16 protein-coding genes are annotated in these 18,133 nt (G+C 66.3%); all 16 read right to left on the bottom strand.

What is annotated here, in order from left to right:
* Positions 1 to 37: 37 nt before the first annotated feature.
* The 16 genes from ftsA to GR702_RS07805 are packed head-to-tail and all read right to left on the bottom strand — an operon-like array spanning position 38 to position 17,853.
* Positions 38 to 1,318 carry a cell division protein FtsA gene (gene ftsA / locus GR702_RS07880; RefSeq protein ID WP_160985416.1) on the bottom strand — a complete coding sequence of 427 codons (1,281 nt, stop codon included), beginning with the start codon at positions 1,316 to 1,318 and terminating at the stop codon, positions 38 to 40.
* Positions 1,319 to 1,334: 16 nt separating this feature from the next.
* Positions 1,335 to 2,309, bottom strand: coding sequence for a cell division protein FtsQ/DivIB (locus tag GR702_RS07875; RefSeq protein ID WP_160985415.1), 975 nt, complete (start codon positions 2,307 to 2,309; stop codon positions 1,335 to 1,337).
* Complete coding sequence (locus GR702_RS07870) at positions 2,306 to 3,268, bottom strand: D-alanine--D-alanine ligase (protein WP_160985414.1); 963 nt, start codon at positions 3,266 to 3,268, stop codon at positions 2,306 to 2,308. The genes GR702_RS07875 and GR702_RS07870 overlap by 4 nt, the downstream gene beginning before the upstream one ends.
* A complete protein-coding gene (locus tag GR702_RS07865) occupies positions 3,265 to 3,849 on the bottom strand; it encodes a DUF4262 domain-containing protein (RefSeq protein WP_160985413.1) in 585 nt (194 codons plus the stop codon). The genes GR702_RS07870 and GR702_RS07865 overlap by 4 nt, the downstream gene beginning before the upstream one ends.
* Positions 3,846 to 4,751 carry a UDP-N-acetylmuramate dehydrogenase gene (murB, locus tag GR702_RS07860; protein ID WP_160985412.1) on the bottom strand — a complete coding sequence of 302 codons (906 nt, stop codon included), beginning with the start codon at positions 4,749 to 4,751 and terminating at the stop codon, positions 3,846 to 3,848. The genes GR702_RS07865 and murB overlap by 4 nt, the downstream gene beginning before the upstream one ends.
* A complete protein-coding gene (murC, locus tag GR702_RS07855; RefSeq protein WP_160985411.1) occupies positions 4,748 to 6,169 on the bottom strand; it encodes a UDP-N-acetylmuramate--L-alanine ligase in 1,422 nt (473 codons plus the stop codon). Before murC ends, murB begins: the two co-directional genes overlap by 4 nt.
* Positions 6,166 to 7,425 (bottom strand): undecaprenyldiphospho-muramoylpentapeptide beta-N-acetylglucosaminyltransferase, encoded by a 1,260-nt coding sequence (murG, locus tag GR702_RS07850; protein WP_160985410.1) that lies wholly within the window; start codon positions 7,423 to 7,425, stop codon positions 6,166 to 6,168. Before murG ends, murC begins: the two co-directional genes overlap by 4 nt.
* On the bottom strand, positions 7,422 to 8,624 hold the full coding sequence (locus GR702_RS07845; RefSeq protein WP_160985409.1) for an FtsW/RodA/SpoVE family cell cycle protein: 1,203 nt from the start codon (positions 8,622 to 8,624) through the stop codon (positions 7,422 to 7,424). Before GR702_RS07845 ends, murG begins: the two co-directional genes overlap by 4 nt.
* Positions 8,624 to 9,976 (bottom strand): UDP-N-acetylmuramoyl-L-alanine--D-glutamate ligase, encoded by a 1,353-nt coding sequence (gene murD, locus GR702_RS07840; protein ID WP_160985408.1) that lies wholly within the window; start codon positions 9,974 to 9,976, stop codon positions 8,624 to 8,626. The genes GR702_RS07845 and murD overlap by 1 nt, the downstream gene beginning before the upstream one ends.
* Positions 9,977 to 9,989: 13 nt before the next feature.
* A complete protein-coding gene (gene mraY, locus GR702_RS07835; protein ID WP_160985407.1) occupies positions 9,990 to 11,060 on the bottom strand; it encodes a phospho-N-acetylmuramoyl-pentapeptide-transferase in 1,071 nt (356 codons plus the stop codon).
* A gap of 17 nt (positions 11,061 to 11,077) precedes the next feature.
* Positions 11,078 to 12,559: a UDP-N-acetylmuramoyl-tripeptide--D-alanyl-D-alanine ligase gene (locus GR702_RS07830; RefSeq protein WP_160985406.1), complete on the bottom strand. Its 1,482-nt coding sequence runs from the start codon at positions 12,557 to 12,559 to the stop codon at positions 11,078 to 11,080.
* 6 nt (positions 12,560 to 12,565) lie between these two features.
* The gene (locus tag GR702_RS07825; RefSeq protein WP_160985405.1) at positions 12,566 to 14,032 is read right to left on the bottom strand and encodes a UDP-N-acetylmuramoyl-L-alanyl-D-glutamate--2,6-diaminopimelate ligase; all 1,467 of its coding nucleotides are present in this window, start codon (positions 14,030 to 14,032) and stop codon (positions 12,566 to 12,568) included.
* The gene (locus GR702_RS07820; RefSeq protein WP_160985404.1) at positions 14,029 to 15,804 is read right to left on the bottom strand and encodes a peptidoglycan D,D-transpeptidase FtsI family protein; all 1,776 of its coding nucleotides are present in this window, start codon (positions 15,802 to 15,804) and stop codon (positions 14,029 to 14,031) included. The genes GR702_RS07825 and GR702_RS07820 overlap by 4 nt, the downstream gene beginning before the upstream one ends.
* On the bottom strand, positions 15,801 to 16,343 hold the full coding sequence (locus GR702_RS07815) for a hypothetical protein (protein ID WP_160985403.1): 543 nt from the start codon (positions 16,341 to 16,343) through the stop codon (positions 15,801 to 15,803). Before GR702_RS07815 ends, GR702_RS07820 begins: the two co-directional genes overlap by 4 nt.
* Positions 16,340 to 17,356: a 16S rRNA (cytosine(1402)-N(4))-methyltransferase RsmH gene (gene rsmH, locus GR702_RS07810; RefSeq protein ID WP_160985402.1), complete on the bottom strand. Its 1,017-nt coding sequence runs from the start codon at positions 17,354 to 17,356 to the stop codon at positions 16,340 to 16,342. Before rsmH ends, GR702_RS07815 begins: the two co-directional genes overlap by 4 nt.
* The gene (locus GR702_RS07805) at positions 17,353 to 17,853 is read right to left on the bottom strand and encodes a division/cell wall cluster transcriptional repressor MraZ (protein ID WP_160985401.1); all 501 of its coding nucleotides are present in this window, start codon (positions 17,851 to 17,853) and stop codon (positions 17,353 to 17,355) included. The genes rsmH and GR702_RS07805 overlap by 4 nt, the downstream gene beginning before the upstream one ends.
* Between the last annotated feature and the right edge of the window lie 280 nt (positions 17,854 to 18,133).

Raw genomic sequence — 18,133 nt, 5'->3', positions numbered from 1 at the left:
GTCTTCTGCACGGTCTGGCCCGTGAGCGGCGCCATGCTCAGAAGTACTCGCGCAGCGCCTGGTAGACGCGCCCGGCCATTCCCATGCCGCCCAGCCTGACCGTACGCGCGTTGTTGCGGCCGAGCGCCCGGATGTCGACCGGATCGGCGGCGGCGTAGAGCACCAGCCCCGCCAGCGTCGAGAAACCCGGCTTTACGTGCGCCTCGGCCAGCCCGGAAAGTTGCGCCACCCGCCCGATGCGGACCGGCTTGCCGATCGCCGCCTGCGCATAGTCGGCAAGGCCGACCAGTTCAGCACCTCCTCCGGTGAAGACCACCTGCTTGCCCCGCTGGCCGGTGAACCGCATGGTCTTGAGCGCCTTGTTGATCTCTTCCATCAGCGAGCCCAGTTGTCCGGTGATGACACCGATCAGTTCGGCGCGCGGGATGCGGTTCTTGTCGTCGGCATGCCGGGCGATGGGGCCGGTGCCTTCCTCGCCCGGAGCGTTCACCGGGATCATCTCGCGATGGTCGGTGGGATTGGCGATCGCCGAGCCGTTGACGCATTTCAGGCGCTCTGCCTGGAAACGGCGGATACCGAAGGCCGACGCGATCGCATCGGTGATGTCGGCCGAACCCATCGGGATCGCCATCATGTCCTTGAGCATGCCCTGCTCGTAGATCGCGACATTGGTAACTTCGCCGCCGAACTCGACGAGAGCGACGCCAAGGTCGCGCTCCTCGGGCGAGAGGCAGGCGTGACCCGCAGCGATCGGCGAGGCGACCACGGCCTCGACCTCGAGATGAGCGCTCTGCACGGCTTCGGTCAGGTTGCGGATGGGGGCGCCGTCGGCCAGCATGATGTGGATGTCCACGCCCAGGCGCTCGGCATGGAGGCCCTTTGGATTGCCAACGCCATGAGCCCCGTCGAGACGATACTGCGCAGGCTGGGCATGCAGCACCATGCGCCCGTCGGGCTGGATGACGTCGCGCGCGGAGATCAGCAGCTGGTCGATATCCTCCTGCTCGATCCGGCGCCCGCCGATTTCGGCATCAAACTGGTCGATCCGGCTGGCGAGCCCCGCGCCCGAGCAACCGATCCACACCTTCTGGACGGCCGTATCGGCCATCTTCTCGGCCCGGTCGATGGCATCGCGCACGGCATATGTGGCAGCCGCCATGTCGGTGACATATCCTCGCCGGATGCCCTGGCTAGCCCGGTGGCCGGAACCCAGGACCACCATGTCGCCCACTTCGTTGATCCCGGCGACGATGGCCGAAATCCGGAAGGAGCCGATGTTGACCGCGCCGAAGACGCGGGAGATGCGCTGCGTGGGCACTATCCTTGCCTCCTCATCACTGATCGTCCGAACCTGGCGAAGACGCCGCGGAAGCGCCGGTGCTCTCGCCCGCGGTGTGTGGCACCGAACCGGCCTTGAGAGCCAGCTCCTGCCCGTCCTGCTCGGGAACGCGCATGTAGATCCGGTCGCTCGCACGCATGTCGAATGCGGTGACCTTGCCGCCAAGGAGGCGGTTCGTGCCGTCAAGGCGCGCGAAGGTGACAAGCGCACCCGCCGATTGCCGGTCGCCCTCAGGCAGTGCGAGCACCTGGCCGGACTGGAAAGTGAGGTTCCAGCGGCGGTTGCCGATCCATTCGGCCTCCTGGACCCGCGGCTTGAGCGCAGGCGCGGCTTCCAGCAGTCTTCCAAGCTCGATCACTTGCCGGCCGGCGCCGGGGCCCGAGACGATTAGGCGCCCCCCGGCCTGCTTGCGGCTGATGGCTTCCAGTTCGTGCCCGGTCTCGTCGATCAGCACGAACCGGTCTGCCTTGCGCAGCACGGCATGAGGCTCACGCTCGACGATGTCGATCACCAGCGTGTCGGGCAGCTGGCGGGAGACGCGCGCATCCTTGACCCACGAGAGGCCGAGCAGATCCTGGCGCAGCGCGGCGATATCGACGAGCGGCATCGCCCGGTCGCGCTCGCCCAGCGCTTTCTCGTAGACCTTCATCTCGTTGATGTTCTTGACGCCGCGCACCTCTACGCGCTTGACCTCGAAGCCGGCCTGCCCCGCAACGAGGGCCATCTGCTTGCCGGCGAGGCCCGGCAGGCCCGCGAAGACCGCAACGGCACAGACGAGGGCGACCGCGCTGCCCAGGATCACGAACATGAAGAGGCGCTGCAGCTGCGCTTCGCTGAAAGGCAGCCACGCCATCGCCGTGTCGAGCGCAGAGCCGGTGCGCGCCTTGGCTGCGCGGACCTTGCGCTGCGCTCCATGCGCCGCAGCGGCCTTTCGGGCACTGGTGCCCTTGCGGCGGATCGTCTGGCTCATTTGACCCCGGCCTGCCTGTCGGCAAGCGCTTCGGCGATGATCGCCTCGACGAGTTCGGGATATTCCATCCCGCAGGCCCGGGCCTGCTCGGGAACAAGGCTGAGCGGCGTCATGCCGGGCTGGGTGTTGACCTCCAGCAGGAACAGGCCTTCGATCCCCTGCGTATCGTCCCAGCGGAAGTCCGCGCGGCTCGTGCCCCGGCAGCCCAGAAGCTGGTGCGAGCGCAGGGCAAGGTCCTTGCAGGCCTGCGCGATCTCGTCCGGGATCTCCGCCGGACAGACATGCTCGGTCATGCCGTCGGTATACTTCGAATCGAAGTCGTAGAAGCCGGACTTGGGCTTGAGCTCCGTCACCAGCAGGGCGCGCTCTCCTGTCTTCGGGCCGCCGATGACCGCCGTCGTCAATTCGCGGCCGCGGATGTAGGGCTCGGCGAGCAGTTCGTCGAATTCCTGCCAAGGCCCCTTGGCTTGGGGCGAGACGGGATTGCCGTAATTGCCCTCGTCGGTGACGATGGCGACCCCGACAGAGGAACCCTCGTTCACTGGCTTGAGCACATAGGGGCGCGGTAGCGGATCACGTTCGTGGATCTCGGCACACTTGACCACGCGCCCGCCCGGCATCGGGATACCGTGAGGGACCAGCGCCTGCTTGGTCAGTTCCTTGTCGATGGCGATCACCGACGTGGCGAGGCCGGAGTGGGTGTATGTAAGACCCATCAGGTCCATCATGCCCTGGACCGTACCGTCTTCCCCCGGCGCGCCGTGGAGCGCGTTGAAGACGACGTCGGGCTTCGTTTCCGCCAGCCGCAGAGCGACTTCGGGGTCCATGTCGATGCGAGTGACCTTATGACCCTTGCTTTCGAGGGCCTTGGCCACGCCTTCCCCGCTCATCAGCGAGACGGGGCGTTCGCTGGACCAGCCGCCCATCAGGACCGCGACGTGAAGGGTTGGCAGGCTCATGAATTCAGACTCGTTCTATAAAGCGGGGTTTGCAGGTCGCGGACCATCTCGGAGCAACCCTTGTCCCAGGGGAAGAGGCCATCCTCGACCCCGGGCCAGACCAGTTGCATGGCGCGGGTGAGTTCGTGCCCCATCTCCTCCTCCGCGAACCACATGGCGGAATTGAAGTAGTAGGGAACGATGCAATCGCGTTCGACTTCGCGAAGGACGCAGCGATGGCCCTTGAGAAGACCGTCGATCTCCTTCCAGTCCTCGAGCACGAGCCCTTCCCGGCACATGTCGAGGACGCCGTTGATGACGGCCGCCGAAAGTTCGGTCGAAAAGCCGAAAACGATCAGTTCAGGCTGCTTCACCGTCCGGGTGAACCCGACCGAGTAGGCGAAGCGCTCCTTCGAAGGCTCTTCCTCATCCTCGAAGTCTGCACCGAAGCCGTCGTGGTCATCCAGATCGTCGTCGTCGAAATCGTCGTCATCTCCATCCTCTCCGGGAGGGGAGACCACGGTGATGTGGCAGCCGAACTCCTCGACATTGTCGAGGATCTGCTGCTCGTAGCCGGAAACGTCCCAGTCGGCCTCAGTCATGGCGCCGCCGCCTTTTGCCCCACGCGCTGGATTTCCCATTCCAGTTCGACGCCCGACTTTTCCCGGACTCGGCGACGCACTTCATCCCCCAGATCCTCGATCTCGGTGCTTGTAGCGTTACCGGTGTTGAGGAGGAAGTTGGTGTGCTTCTCGCTCACCTGCGCGCCGCCGATGGAGAGGCCCCGGCATCCCGCTTCATCCACGAGCTGCCAGGCCTTGTGGCCGTCCGGGTTCTTGAAGGTGGAGCCGCCGGTTTTCGAACGCAGAGGCTGGCTCACCTCCCGCGCGGCGGAGATGCGGTCCATCTCGGCCTGGATCGCTGCCGGCTGTCCAGCGCGCCCCTTGAAGCGCGCCGACACCACGACGGCATCTGCCGGAAGTTCGGAATGGCGATAGGTATAGCCAAGCTGCGCATTGCCGAGCGTGACCCTTTCGCCGGACCGCAGGACCACGTCGCAGTCCAGCAGAATATCGCTGACTTCGCCGCCATAGGCACCCCCGTTCATGCGAACGAAACCGCCCACCGTGCCCGGGATGGAGCGCAGGAACTCCACTCCGGCAATACCCGCATTGCGAGCGGTGGAGGAGACGAGAATGCCGCTCGCTCCACCGCCGCATTCAAGCGTTACTCCATCGGCCGAGACTGCAGCGAAAGCTTTCCCCAAGCGCACGACGACGCCCGGAACACCGCCGTCGCGCACGATCATGTTGGAGCCAAGCCCCAGCGCCATGACGGGCACGGCCGGATCGAGCCCGCGCAGGAAGTCCTGCAGGTCGGCCAGGTCGCGAGGCTCGAACAGCCACTGCGCGTGCCCCCCTGCCTTGAACCAAACGAGCGGAGCCAGCGGCGCATCGGGTGTCAGCTTGCCGCGAACCTGAGGAAGGCTGGGGGCCTCGCTCACCCTTCCCTCCGCGCTGAAATGGCCTGTGCAAGCCCGGCCGCCCACTTGGTGATGTCACCGGCGCCAAGGCACACGACCATGTCGCCGGGCAGGACCGTGCCTGCCAGCGCATCGGCAAGCGCATCGGGTCCCGCGACGATCTGCGCCGAGCGGTGGCCCCGCGCCTTCATGCCCTCCACCATCGCGGCGCTGTCCACGCCCTTGATCGGCTGCTCGCCCGCCGCATAGACGGGTGCGGCATAGACCACATCGGCGTCGTTGAAGGCCGCCTGGAATTCCTCCATGTGATCGCGCAGGCGCGTATAGCGGTGCGGCTGGACGACGGCGATGACGCGGCCTTTCACACCTTCGCGCGCGGCCGCAAGCACGGCGCGGATCTCGACCGGGTGGTGGCCGTAATCGTCGATCACCGTGACGAGGCCGTCACCTACCGGCAGTTCGCCCACGTTCGTGAAGCGACGCTTGACGCCCCCGAACTTGGAGAAGCCGGTCTGGATGCACGAATCCGAGCAGCCCATCTCCGCCGCGACGCCAACGGCAGCCAAGGCGTTCTGGACGTTGTGGCGGCCCGGCATCGGCAGTTCGATGCCCTCGATCCGGCGGAAGGAGCCGTCCCGCTGGCGTAGCGCCACGTCGAAGCGGTTGCCGCCGGGGATCGGCGTCACGTTCTCGCCGCGAATGTCCGCCTGCGCGGAAAAGCCGTAAGTCACCACGCGGCGATCGCGCACCTTGGGGATGATCGCCTGCACTTCCGGGTGGTCGATGCACAGCAGGGCCGCGCCATAGAAGGGCACGTTCTCGATGAACTCGACGAATGAATCCTTGATGCGATCGAACGAGCCGTAGTGATCGAGGTGCTCGGGATCGATGTTGGTGACGATGGCGATCGTACCGTCGAGCCGCAGGAAGGAGCCGTCGCTCTCGTCCGCTTCCACCACCATCCAGTCCGACGCGCCGAGCCGGGCATTGGAGCCGTAGGAGTTGATGATGCCGCCGTTGATGACCGTTGGGTCCACCCCGCCCGCATCGAGGAGAGCGGCCACCATCGAGGTCGTCGTGGTCTTACCGTGCGTGCCCGCGACCGCCACGGTGTTCTTGAGGCGCATCAATTCCGCCAGCATCTCTGCGCGGCGAACCACCGGAATCCGGTGCTCCAGCGCGTAGACCACTTCCGGGTTGTCGCGCTTCACCGCCGTGGAAGTGACGACTACCGCAGCGCCTTCGACGTTCTGCGCCGCATGGCCGATCATGACCTTGATGCCGCGTGCCCGCAGGCCTTCGACAACGTATCCCTCGGCGATGTCCGAGCCCTGCACAGAGTAGCCCAGGTTGTGCATCACTTCCGCAATGCCGGACATACCGATCCCGCCGATGCCCACAAAGTGGATCGTGCCGATTTCCGTGCCGACGCCCTTCACTTCGCAGGCTCCACTGCCAATGCCTCGCCGCCCTTGGCTGCACCGGCTTTCTCCATGCGGATCACGTCCATGATCGGAGCGGCGCCGAAACTCTCCACCAGATCGGCAAGATCGCGCGCGGCATTGGGATAACCGCAGTTCCACGAAGCATGAGCCGCATTGGCCAGCGTCTCTGGATGCTGGGCGATCGCCTGGATCTGAAGACACAGGTCCTTCGCCATCTTCTGGTGGACCTCGGCCTGTTCGCTGAGCAGCGCATTGCGCCGGTCGCCCTTGTAGGCCTCCGGGTCCTCGGTCGTGATCGCAGGCTGGCGGATCACGCGGGCCCCGCCGCCGGCCACCATCTCGCGCGCGTTCACGCTCTGGTGGTCATCCGTCGCGTAAGGTAGCGGAATCAGGATCGCCGGGCGGCCGACCGCGGTCAGTTCGGCGATCGTCGAGGCGCCCGAGCGACCGATGAAGAGGTGTGCGCCTGCAAGGCGCTCGGCCATGTCTTCGAAGTAGGTTGCAAGCTCTGCCGGGATGCCGTGCTGGGCATAACGCTCGCGAACGCGGTCGATGTCCTCGGGACGCGATTGCTGGATCACCTGCAGTCGCGAGCGCAGCGCAGGCGGCAGCATCGCGAGCCCATCGGGCACCACGTCCGACAGGACGCGCGCGCCCTGGCTGCCTCCGGTGACGAGGATGCGCAGCAGGCTGTCCTCGGTGAATTCGGGGAACGACTGCTCGCGAAGACGCAATACCTCTTCGCGCACGGGGTTGCCGACGAGAGTGACCTTGGACGCGAGCGCGGGATCGAGCTTCTCGGTCTTCTCGGCCGAAGTCGCGATCGCGCTCACCGACTTGGCGAAGTAGCGGTTGACGCGGCCAAGCACCGAATTCTGCTCGTGCAGGATCGTGGGCAACCCGGCGGTGCGGGCGGCAAGCAGTGTCGGCAAAGCCGGATAGCCGCCGAACCCGACCACTGCAGTCGGCCGGAACGTCTCGAAAAGGCGCAGCGCCATGCGCCGACCGTCGAGAACGCCTTTCGCGCCTTTCAGCCATCCTAGCGGGTTCCTGCCTGCGATGCGGCCGGGCGGCAGCACGTGGGCGGGGAGGTAATCAGGCTTGCCGGGAATGGCCGCCCCGCGCTCGTCCGTGACCAGCGCGACATGGTGCCCGCGCGCGTTCAGTTCGGCGGCTAGCGCGAATGCGGGAATGAGGTGTCCGCCGGTCCCGCCCGCGGCAAGGACATAGTGGCGGGAAACCGGGCTCATTGGTGAATGTCTCCGAGAGCGCGCAGGGAAAACTTCTCGCGCTTGATGAAGGGATTACGCCGGGTGACGGCGAGCAGCAGGCCCATGGAAAGGCACATCGCCACCGTGGACGAACCGCCGTAGCTGATCAGCGGCAGGGTCATGCCCTTGGACGGGAACAGCTGCAGGTTGACGAGGATGTTGATGAACGCCTGCCCGCCGAACTGCGCGGCAAAGCCCGAGGCGGCAAGCACCGTGAACAGGTCCTCCTCCTCTACCAGGCGCAGGATCACGCGGGCGAGGATGGCGAGGTACAGCACCACGATGACCATGCAGGCAAAAAGGCCGAATTCCTCCCCGATGACGGAGAAGATGTAGTCGGTATGCGCTTCGGGCAGGGCCATCTTGCGAGTGCCCATCCAGAAACCGAGCCCGGTCCAGCCGCCGTTGAGGATCGTGCGCTGGGCAAGGTCCACCTGGTCGAACGCAGTGCCGCCGAACAAGAAGTTGTCGATGCGGTTCCGTCCGTTGTCATAGGTGAAGTACATCAGGACGAGGCCGAGAAGGCCGGCGCCGAAAAACATGCCGATGCGCTTCAGATCGATGCCCGAGAGCAGGATCAGCACCAGGAACGCGCCGGAAAACAGCATCGTCGAACCGAAGTCCGGCTGGAGCATCAGGAGGGCGCCCAGCACGCCCATGAGCGCGAAGCAGATGCCCACGACCGGCAGCTTCGGATCGCGCGCGCGCCACGAGAGAATCCATGCCAGCAGGATAGGGAACCCACATTTCAGGAATTCCGACGGCTGCAGCGAGATACCGAAGCGCAGCCAGCGCTTGGCGCCGTTCACTTCCGAGCCGACGATAGGCACCAGCACCAGCGCGAACAGCATCGCCCCTGCAAGCAGGATGCCGAAGCGCCGCGCGCTGTCCTTCGTCCGTGTCGAGGCCCAGAACATGGCGACAAGACCGAGAATCTGCCAGCGCATATGCAGGTAGAAGAAGTGCAGTTGCTGCAGCTTCTCCGCCGATGTCGACAGGCGGCGGGCGCTCGCCGGAGAGCCTGCCGCCACCGCGATGGCGCCGATCGCCATGAGCACGAGGACCAGGATCAGCGTCGGTCGATCAATCTCCTGCCACCATATCGCAAGCTGGCCGCGGCGATTGCGGTGGTAGCGCTGGGCCGCCGAGGCGGAGGAGTTTGGAGCTATGGTCGCCATCAGCGCCGCGCCTCTTCTTCATCGGGCGCGAGCAGGGCCTCGACGATCTGGCGGAAGGCTTGGCCGCGCGCCTCGTAGTCGCGGAACTGGTCGAAGCTGGCGCAAGCGGGAGACAGCATGACGACATCCCCCGGCCCGGCGGCAGCCATGGCTTCGCGGATCGCCTCGGCCATCATCTCGGAATTGTGGACCGGCATGTGCGGCGCCAGGATCTCTGCAAAGCGCGGCCCCGCGTCGCCGATCGTGTAGGCGGCAGCGATGTTGCCGAAGTGAGGCGCACACTCATCGAGATTGTCCCCCTTGGGGAGTCCGCCCAGGATCCAGTGGATGCGCGGCTCGGGGTCGGGCGGGAACGCGGCGATGGCCGGGGCGGTGGAAGCCGGATTGGTGGCCTTGCTGTCGTTGATGTAGGTGACGCCGTTCGCTTCCGCCACACGTTCCATGCGGTGGGGCAGGCCACTGAAAGTGCGCAGCGCCTTGCGCCATGCGGCTTTCCGGACCCCCAGCGCCTCGACGATGGCCACGGCCACGGCAGCGTTCTGCAGGTTGTGCGGGCCCTGCAACGATGGCCATTCCTTCTGGATGCCGGCAAGGTCCGCGCCGTCTACCAGGCGGACGAGGCCGGGCGCGCGACGTGCCGCCTCGATATGGCCGATTGCGCGGGTTTCCTTGTCCCCCATTCCAAACACCGCGCTACGCCCGCGCGTCTGCATCTCGAACAGGCGGGCCTTTGAGGCGGCATAGGCCTCGAACCCGTCGTACCTGTCGAGATGGTCCGGAGTGATGTTCAGCAGCGCGGCCACCTCGCAGTCTAGGCTGCGCGTGAGGTCGATCTGGTAGCTGGAGAGTTCGAGCACGTAGACCCCGCCTGCGGGCAGCGGATCCGTCCCAAGCACCGGCACACCGATGTTGCCGCCCACGCGCGATGGCACCTCGGCGCATTCCAGCAAGTGCTGGACCAGCGAGGTCGTGGTGGACTTGCCGTTTGTGCCGGTGATCCCCACCACGCGGTGGGCAGGCAGGTCTGCGCGGGCGAGGGCGAAAAGCTCGATATCACCGATCACCGGAACGGCGGCCCGGGCGGCCGCCTCGGCGATTGGGTGCCGGTTCAGCGGGATCCCCGGCGAGACGACAACGCCGTCGTAGCCCGAAAGGTCGGCAGTCACCGGATCGGCAAGCTCGACCTTGCCGCAGTCCGTCCATTCGCACAGCTGCTGGCGCGCCTCGTCGCGGCTGTCCCACGCCATTACGTGAGCCCCGCTTTCGACCAGCGTGGCGACGGCCGTCAGCCCCGAACGGGCGAGGCCGAGAACCGCATAGCGCTTGCCGGCGAAAACGGGGGAGACGATCATGCGCCCGTTCCCCTCATCGCAGCTTCAGCGTCGAAAGGCCGATCACCGCGAGCACGATCGAGATGATCCAGAAGCGGATCACCACGGTCGATTCGCGCCAGCCCTTCTGCTCGAAGTGATGATGAATCGGTGCCATGCGGAAGACCCGGCGGCCGGTGCGCTTGAACCAGAAGACCTGGATGATGACCGAGGCAGCCTCAAGCACGAAAAGGCCGCCGACGATGGCAAGCACGATCTCGTGATGTGCGGCCACCGCGATGCAGCCGAGCGCTCCGCCGAGTGCCAGACTGCCGGTGTCGCCCATGAACACGGCGGCGGGCGGTGCGTTGAACCACAGGAAAGCGAGGCCCGCCCCCATAATTCCGGCGCAGAAGATCGCCAGCTCACCTGCCCGCGGCACATGCGGGATCCCCAGGTAGTCGGCATAGTCCACGCGCCCTGCAAGGTAGCAGATGATGGCGAAAGTGCCCGCCGCAATGATGACCGGCATCGTCGCAAGGCCGTCCAGCCCGTCCGTCAGGTTCACGGCGTTACCGGCGCCCACGATCACCACCGCCGCGAACACGTAGTAGAACGGCCCCAACGGGATGTAGCGCCCGGACAGGAACGGCACGTAGAGATTGGTGTTGAGCTGGCTGACGATGATGTAGGCGGCGATGCCGGCCACCACGAATTCCAGCGCAAGCCGCAGCTTGCTCGAAAGGCCCGCGTGGTGGCGCTTGGTCACCTTGTCGTAGTCGTCGAGGAAACCGATCGCACCGAAGCCCACGGTCACCGCGATGCACGCCCACACGAACGGGTTCGTCACGTCCATGAACAGCAGCATGGTCAGGACGAGCGACGTGAGGATCATCAGTCCGCCCATCGTGGGCGTGCCGCGCTTGGCCAGGTGGCTCTGCGGACCATCCTCGCGGATGGGTTGCCCCTTGCCCTGCCGGACGCGCAGGATGTTGATGAACTTGGGGCCGATGATGAGGCCGATCACCAGCGCCGTCATCAGCGCCGCGCCCGACCGGAACGTCTGGTAGCGGAAGAGGTTTGCAAGTCCCTCGTATTGGAACCAGTCTGCGATGAGATACAGCATCTTGCGGGCTTTCGCCCCTACCCTTCCTGCTTGCCGAGCGCCGCGACGAGCGCTGCCAGACCTACCGAATTCGAGCCTTTGACGAGGATCGCATCATCCCGCCGGAGCCCGAAGGCGCGCAAGGTTTCGACAGCTTCCCGCACGCTTGGGCAATGCGCGAAGGGCACCTGTTTGCCAAGCTCGGCGCCTTGCGATTTCCCCAATTCCTCGGCGAGTGCCGCCATCTCGTCGCCTACGAGCACCGCATAGTCGACAGGCACGTCGCGGATCGGTGCAGCAAGCGCCGCGTGATAGTCGGGTCCGTGGCTGCCCAGTTCCTTCATAGCGCCCAGAACTGCGATGCGCCGCTGTGCCGGCGTGCGGCCGAGCTGCGCAAGCGTCGCCCGCATCGATGCCGGATTGGCGTTGTAGCTCTCGTCGATGAGCAGCGCCTTGCGGCGACCGAGGTCATCCGGCTCTCCGCCTTCGACGTCGATCTCGATGCGCGCGCCGCGGCCGGCCATTCCGCCCATCTCGGCAAGCGCCACGCCTGCAGCGCCCAGATCGCCGTTAACTGCTCTGACCGCTGCCATCACCGCGAGCGAGTTGACGACCTGATGCTCGCCCGGCGCAGCAACGGTGTAGCACACCCGCCGATCTCCCATGTCGACGGTCACGAGGGAGCCACCGCCGATCGCGGGAACCGTATCGAGCAGGCGCACGTCAGCATCGGCCGCCTTGCCGAACGAGACGACCTGTGCCCCGCACGCCAGCGCCGCTGCATGGAGCACGCCGTAATAGGGGCTGTCTATCGGGATGATCGCCGTTCCGCCTTCCTCGAGGCCCTGGAATATCTCGGCTTTCGCAGCCGCGATCGCCTCTATGGAGCCGAGCATCTCGATGTGCGCGGGTGCTATCGTGGTGATGACGGCCACATGCGGGCGGACCTGGCGGGTCAGCGCGGCGATCTCGCCCGCGTGGTTCATGCCCATCTCGAACACGCCGAAGCGGGCCCGCCCCGGCATGCGCGCAAGGCTTAGCGGTACGCCGACGTGGTTGTTGTAGCTCTTGACCGAGCGATGGGCATCGCCCCTGCTGGCACGGTCGAGCGCCGCGAAGATCATCTCCTTGACGCCGGTCTTGCCGACCGATCCCGTCACGCCGACGACCGGCCCCCGGGCGCGCAGACGAGCGGCGGCACCCAATTTCTCGAGCGCATCCATGGTGTCGGCGACGAGAATGTGTGGCCCGTCCACGGGGCGGTCCACCACGACGGCGGCCGCGCCTTTCGCGAAAGCCATTTCCACGAAACGATGCCCATCCATCGCCTCGCCCTTGAGCGCGAAGAAGAGGTCGCCCGGCTGGACGTCACGGCTGTCGATCTCGACACCGGAGACCGTGAAGTCCTCGCTGGCGACGCCTTTAACGGCACGGGCGATGGAGATCGAATTCCAAAGGACCTGCTGGTTGTCCTCGGCGGGGTCGAGCGGCCAATCGAGGATCCGGGCAACAGCTACCATGCGTCTCTACCTTCCCAGCGTGCCAGCCATTTCCCTGGCCACGGTGACGTCGTCGAATGGCAGGATGCGCACGTTCTCGCCCCTGCCGATGATCTGCCCCTGTTCGTGCCCCTTGCCTGCAATGAGGACTACGTCCCCTTCCGCTGCCGCCGCGATCGCGGCGCCGATCGCCTCCCTGCGATCCCCCACCTCGCGCGCGCCCGGTGCCATGCCCGCCAGGATCATGGCGCGGATGGCGGCCGGATCCTCGCCGCGTGGATTGTCGTCCGTGACGATCGCGAGGTCTGCCCCCTCGCTCGCCACGCGGCCCATCTCGGGCCGCTTGCCCTGGTCCCGGTCGCCGCCCGCACCGAACACCACGATCAGACGGCCCGCCACATGCGGGCGCAGCGCCGCGACTGCGGCCGTCAGAGCATCGGGCGTATGGGCGTAATCGACGTAGATCGGCGCTCCCGACCCGGTGAGCCCTGCCCGCTCGATGCGGCCGCGCACGGTAACAAGGCGCTTCATCGCATCGAACGTCGCGCCCGGGTCACCGCCGGTCGCGAGGACCAGACCCGCCGCGACCAGCGCGTTCGCGGCCTGGTAGGCGCCGATCAGCGGCAGGTCGATCACGCAGGTCCGCCCGGCGTGCTCGATCTCGAGCTTCTGGCCGAGGCTGCCCGGCGTTCGGCTCAGGAGGTGGAGATCGCTCCCCCGCGTTCCCACGGTGAAAGCCTTGAGCCCACGCGCGGATACATGCTCGATGGCCTTATCCGACCAGGCATCGTCCGCCCAGACGACTGCCGTGCCGCCATCGGACACGACTTCGTCGAACAGGCGCATCTTGGCGGCGAAGTACGCGTCCATCGTCTCGTGATAGTCGAGGTGGTCGCGGCTGAGATTGGTGAAGGCTCCAGCGGACACGCGTGGTCCCTCGATCCGGAACTGCGACAGCCCGTGGCTCGACGCCTCATAAGCGACGTGCGTCACGCCTTCGCGGGCCAGCCCGGAGAGATTGGCCAGGAACGTCGCGATGTCCGGCGTCGTGAGGCCGGTTGAGACGGTTTCGTTGCCCGTCGTCACGCCCAGCGTCCCGATGGAGGCTGCCCGCTCTCCGGCCATCCGCCAGAGCTGTCGGGTCAGCTCGACGGTCGATGTCTTGCCGTTGGTTCCGGTGACGGCTACGAGCGTCGGCGGCACAGGCGAGAAGAATGGCGCGGCGAGACGCGCGAACAGGCGGCGCGGCTCCTCGTCGGCGAAGTGGATCGCGCCTTCGACCTTCGCGTCGGGATGAGCGACGACGGCGACCGCTCCGGCCTCCACGGCGGCAGCGATGAAATCCTCGCCATTGAAGCGGGAGCCGCGAAAGGCGCCGAAGACGGTGCCCGGCGCAACCTTGCGGTTGTCGATTGCGAAGCCGGTCACGTTGGCGTCGGAGCCCGGGCCGGGAACGGCCACTCCGGCCGCTGCGCAGATCGAGGAAAGTTTCATTCTTCGGCGCTCCCGGGAACCAGTGGCCTCAGGTCCGTGATGTCGATGTCGCGCGTCTCGTCAGGCATGACGCCAAGCAGCGGCCCGATGCGGGGCACCACCCGTTGGATGACCGGCGCCGCGTTCCAGGCGGCGGTGCGCTGGTACGAGGTGGCGGCAGTGCCCTGCGGCTCGTCCATCATCGAGATCACGACGAACCGCGGCTTGTCCATCGGGAAGGCGGCGGCGAACGTGGCGATAAGCGAGTGCTTGCGGTAACCACCCGCGCCCGGCTTCTCCGCCGAGCCGGTCTTGCCACCCACGCGAAAGCCCGGAGCGTCCGCCTTGCGGCCGGTGCCGTACTGCACGATCATGCGCAGCAGCTGGCGCATGCGCGCGCTGGTCGATGCCTTGAACACGCGGCGTCCGGCAGGAATGTCAGCCGCGCCCAGCTTCCTGAGCGTTGCGGGGCGCCAGATCCCACCGTTCACCAGCGCGGCATAGGCCGAGGCGAGGTGCAGCGGCGTCACCGCGATGCCGTGGCCATAGGCGACCGTCATCGTGCGCAGGCGCGGCCACTCACCGCGCGGCCAGATCGGGAAGCCCTTGGCCGGAAGTTCGACATAAGGACGCTCGTTCATGCCGAGCGCTTCCATCGTCTTCTTCAGGCGCACGCCGCCAAGCTCGTCGGCGATGCGCGCGGTGACGGTGTTGGACGAATGGATCAGCGTTTCCGGCACGTTCAGCGTGGCGCCGTAATTGTGCAGGTCGTGGATCGTGAAGCGGCCGACGTGCAGCGGCGTGGCCGGCCATTGACGGCCCAGGTCCGTGACCACGCCTGCGTCGAGCGCGGAGGCGACCGTCAGCGGCTTGAAGGTGGAGCCGAGCTCGTAGACCTGGTTGGTCACGCGGTTGAAGCCGCGCGGTACATCGCCCTGCGCGGCTTCCTGCGGCGAGATCACCATGTCGGTGGGCTTGACGTGGTTCGGGTCGAACGAAGGCAGCGATGCCAGCGCCAGTATCTCGCCGGTGTCGACGTCCAGCACCACGCCGGCTGCGCCTTTCGCCTGGCTCAGCAGCATGGCATGGGCAAGCTCGTCCTCTAGCGCGCTCTGCACGCGAAAGTCGATCGAGAGGACCGAGGAGCCCGCGCGGCCGTCGGAACTGACGAGTTGGTCGTCGAAGGCCTGCTCCATGCCGACCTTGCCCTTGCCGTAGCTGTCCACGTAGCCGAGCACGTGCGCCGCCATCGACCCCTGTGGATAGAACCGCGTCGCTTCCAGCGGGAACTCGAGCGCCGGTTCGCCAAGCGCGTGGACCTTGTTGGCATCCTCGGGCAGGATCGACTTGCGAAGGTAGCAAGGCCGACCGGCACGCAGGCGGGCAAGGATGTCGTCGCGGTCAAGGTCGGGGAATATCCGCAGCAACCCGGCGGTCACTTCCTCGGGGCTGTGGATCAGCGAGGAGCCGGCCGTCATCGCCTTGGGATTGAACCAGAGCGAGTAGACCCGGAAGTCCCGTGCGAGCGGCACCCCGTTACGGTCGACGATCTCACCGCGTGCCGGGATCAGCAGGTCGCCCAGTTCGCCGTGGCGTGGCGTCACGCCGGTAAAGCCGAGATAGGTGATGCGCAGCAGCGCGCAGACCGTCACCAGCACGAAAACGGCGAGCACCCACATGACGCGGATCTTCGCTTCCAGCAGCGAACGCTGGCGCACATTCACCAGCTTGCGCCGGCCGGTGGAGACCGTCGTCGGGATGGTTCCGAGATAGAAGGACGCCGGAGCGTTCACTGCTGCGCGGCCTCTGCCACTTCGATGCGGGCCAGACGCTTGCCGATGGCGGCGGCATCGCGCGCCATTTCCTCGCGTTCCGGGTCGCGGCCCTTATTGCCGGGTTTGGTCTCGGGCTCGGGCAGAGCCGCTGCGGTCGCGCCGCTTACCGGCGAGACCATCGCCAGGAGCGAGCCCTTGTCGGACCCTTCCGGCACTTCGGCGTTGGCGTAGCGGATAGGCTGCGGTGCACCCGGGCCCGCCGGCATGCCGAGCGCCGCCAGTTGCCGCTCGCCCTCGATGTACTGCGCGGCAGTAGGCGCCTTGTAGCCGAACTCGAGATCGTTCAGCTGCTTGAGCGCCTGCTGGTTCGAACGGGTGGCGAACTCGGTCTCGTAGAAATCGATGTCCTGTTTCACCCACACGATCCGCTTCTCGGTATCGTGCACCTGGCTCTTCACCGCATTGACGCGCAGCGTGAGCGCGATCGTCATTGCGCCGCAGACCACCAGCACGGAAGCCCAGCCGATCGATCGGATACGGTCACTGGTGAAATTCATGCAGCGCTCCTGCGGTTGGGTCGTCCAACAGGTTCGTGGGGAGAGGTGGTACGGGGCGGACTTTCCGTGCGGACGGCGCTGCGCAGCGTGGCCGAACGCGAGCGGGGATTGGCGGCCAGCTCACCGTCGCCGGGCCGAATGCCCTTGCTCACCTGGCCGAACGGCGGCGAGGCTTGCGCGGCCTGCGGCAGGTAGCGGGAGGTGGCGCCGCCGGTGCTGCTGGCATCGCGCAGGAAGCGCTTCACCTTGCGGTCTTCCAGGCTGTGGAATGTCACCACGGCCAGCCGGCCTCCCGGCGCGAGCGCCGTTTCGGCAGCAGCCAGCGCTGCGTCGAGCTCGTCAAGTTCGCCGTTCACGTGGATGCGGATCGCCTGAAACGTGCGGATCGCCGGATCCTTGGGCGCATTGCTGCCCTTGTAGGCCGGGTTGTAGCCAAGCGCCTTGCGAACGGCGCGGGCAAGATCGGCGGTTGTGGCGAGCGGACGGGCCGCGACGATGGCGCGGGCGACCTTGCGAGACTGGCGCTCCTCTCCGTAGAGGAACAGGACGTCCGCGATCTCGGCCTCATCGGCGTCGTTGCAGAAGTCCGCCGCGGACATTCCGTCCTGGCTCATGCGCATGTCGAGCGGACCATCGGCACCGAACGCGAACCCGCGCTCCGCCTGATCCAGCTGCATTGAAGACACGCCGATGTCCATCACAACGCCGTTCACCTTGTCGATCCCCGCATCTCCAAGGCCTGCGAGCATTTCGGAGAAGCGGCGCGGGTGCAACACGAGGCGGGGCGGATCGCTGGCAAGTTCCGGCCATTTCCCCGGATTGTTTTGCACAGCTGCGATCGCGTCGGGATCGCGATCGAATGCATGCACGGTCGCGCCCTCGTCGAGGAGGCGGCGCGTGTAGCCGCCTGCACCCAGGGTGCAGTCCACGATGAGGTCGCCGCCCCGGGGGTTCAGGGCGGCGACCACCTCCTCGAGGAGCACCGGGATGTGGGGCTGGTCAGGACTGCTCATTGTTTCTTCTTCGCCAGTTCGGCGTCCTGCAGCGAACGGCAGGTGGCGATCGCTGCCTCGAATTCGGGATCGTCGGCCAGCTTGTAGAGTTCGTCGGGATTCCAGATCAGGATCGTGCGACCGATGCCCTGGAAGAAGAGCTGATCACCAAGCGCCGCAAGGCTGGCGAACGCATCGGGCATGGTGAAGCGCCCTGAACCGTCGAAGGGGACCTGCTGGAAATTGTAGAGCTGCATCGCGCGCTTGTCGCGATTGAAGGGCCGACCGGCAGTGTCGGCGCGCGCCTGTTCGGCCTCGATCTGCTCCTCGAACTCGTCGACGCGCGAGGTGCCGAAACCGACGAGGCACTTCCACTCGGGATGCTTGGCCAGGCACAGCACGTCCTTGCCGCTCGAATCGCGCACCGTGGAGCGAAGGACGTTGGGCAGCACGAAGCGGTTCTTGTCGCGTAGAAGCGAAAAGCCCTGCCCGCTGTAGATGAACGGCCTGCCCGCCATGTCCGCCTGTTTCGCCCCAGAAGTCGCCGTCTCGGACACAGCCGGGCTCACGCCAAGGCGCGCACGTGCGCGCCCGGGCCCCGTGCCACGTTGCAGCACGGCGAGACTCAGCCATTCCGATTGACTGTCCTTCTACAGAGGGAAATTCGGCGATAAAAGGGAAATTTGGGGATGAATGGTGTTTTATCCGCTGGCGTGAACAGCAGCACTCCATCTGCCCTCCCTATCGGGAGGATCAACGGACATCAGAAGGCACCGAAAGTTCTTGTATTTAGCGACT

Source organism: Novosphingobium silvae (genome assembly GCF_009856825.1).
Classification (GTDB): domain Bacteria; phylum Pseudomonadota; class Alphaproteobacteria; order Sphingomonadales; family Sphingomonadaceae; genus Novosphingobium; species Novosphingobium silvae.
The sequence above is the reverse complement of the archived record's forward strand: the minus strand, read 5'-3'. Positions and strand labels throughout refer to the sequence as shown.

Coding starts and splice junctions, on each gene's coding strand:
- mraY (WP_160985407.1), bottom strand. CDS start 11,060: ATGCTGTATCTCATCGCAGACTGGTTCCAATACGAGGGACTTGCAAAC.
- murG (WP_160985410.1), bottom strand. CDS start 7,425: ATGAGCCCGGTTTCCCGCCACTATGTCCTTGCCGCGGGCGGGACCGGC.
- GR702_RS07870 (WP_160985414.1), bottom strand. CDS start 3,268: ATGAGCCTGCCAACCCTTCACGTCGCGGTCCTGATGGGCGGCTGGTCC.
- GR702_RS07825 (WP_160985405.1), bottom strand. CDS start 14,032: ATGAAACTTTCCTCGATCTGCGCAGCGGCCGGAGTGGCCGTTCCCGGC.
- GR702_RS07805 (WP_160985401.1), bottom strand. CDS start 17,853: ATGGCGGGCAGGCCGTTCATCTACAGCGGGCAGGGCTTTTCGCTTCTA.
- GR702_RS07815 (WP_160985403.1), bottom strand. CDS start 16,343: ATGAATTTCACCAGTGACCGTATCCGATCGATCGGCTGGGCTTCCGTG.
- murD (WP_160985408.1), bottom strand. CDS start 9,976: ATGATCGTCTCCCCCGTTTTCGCCGGCAAGCGCTATGCGGTTCTCGGC.
- GR702_RS07845 (WP_160985409.1), bottom strand. CDS start 8,624: ATGGCGACCATAGCTCCAAACTCCTCCGCCTCGGCGGCCCAGCGCTAC.
- GR702_RS07875 (WP_160985415.1), bottom strand. CDS start 2,309: ATGAGCCAGACGATCCGCCGCAAGGGCACCAGTGCCCGAAAGGCCGCT.
- GR702_RS07865 (WP_160985413.1), bottom strand. CDS start 3,849: ATGACTGAGGCCGACTGGGACGTTTCCGGCTACGAGCAGCAGATCCTC.
- GR702_RS07830 (WP_160985406.1), bottom strand. CDS start 12,559: ATGGTAGCTGTTGCCCGGATCCTCGATTGGCCGCTCGACCCCGCCGAG.
- rsmH (WP_160985402.1), bottom strand. CDS start 17,356: ATGAGCAGTCCTGACCAGCCCCACATCCCGGTGCTCCTCGAGGAGGTG.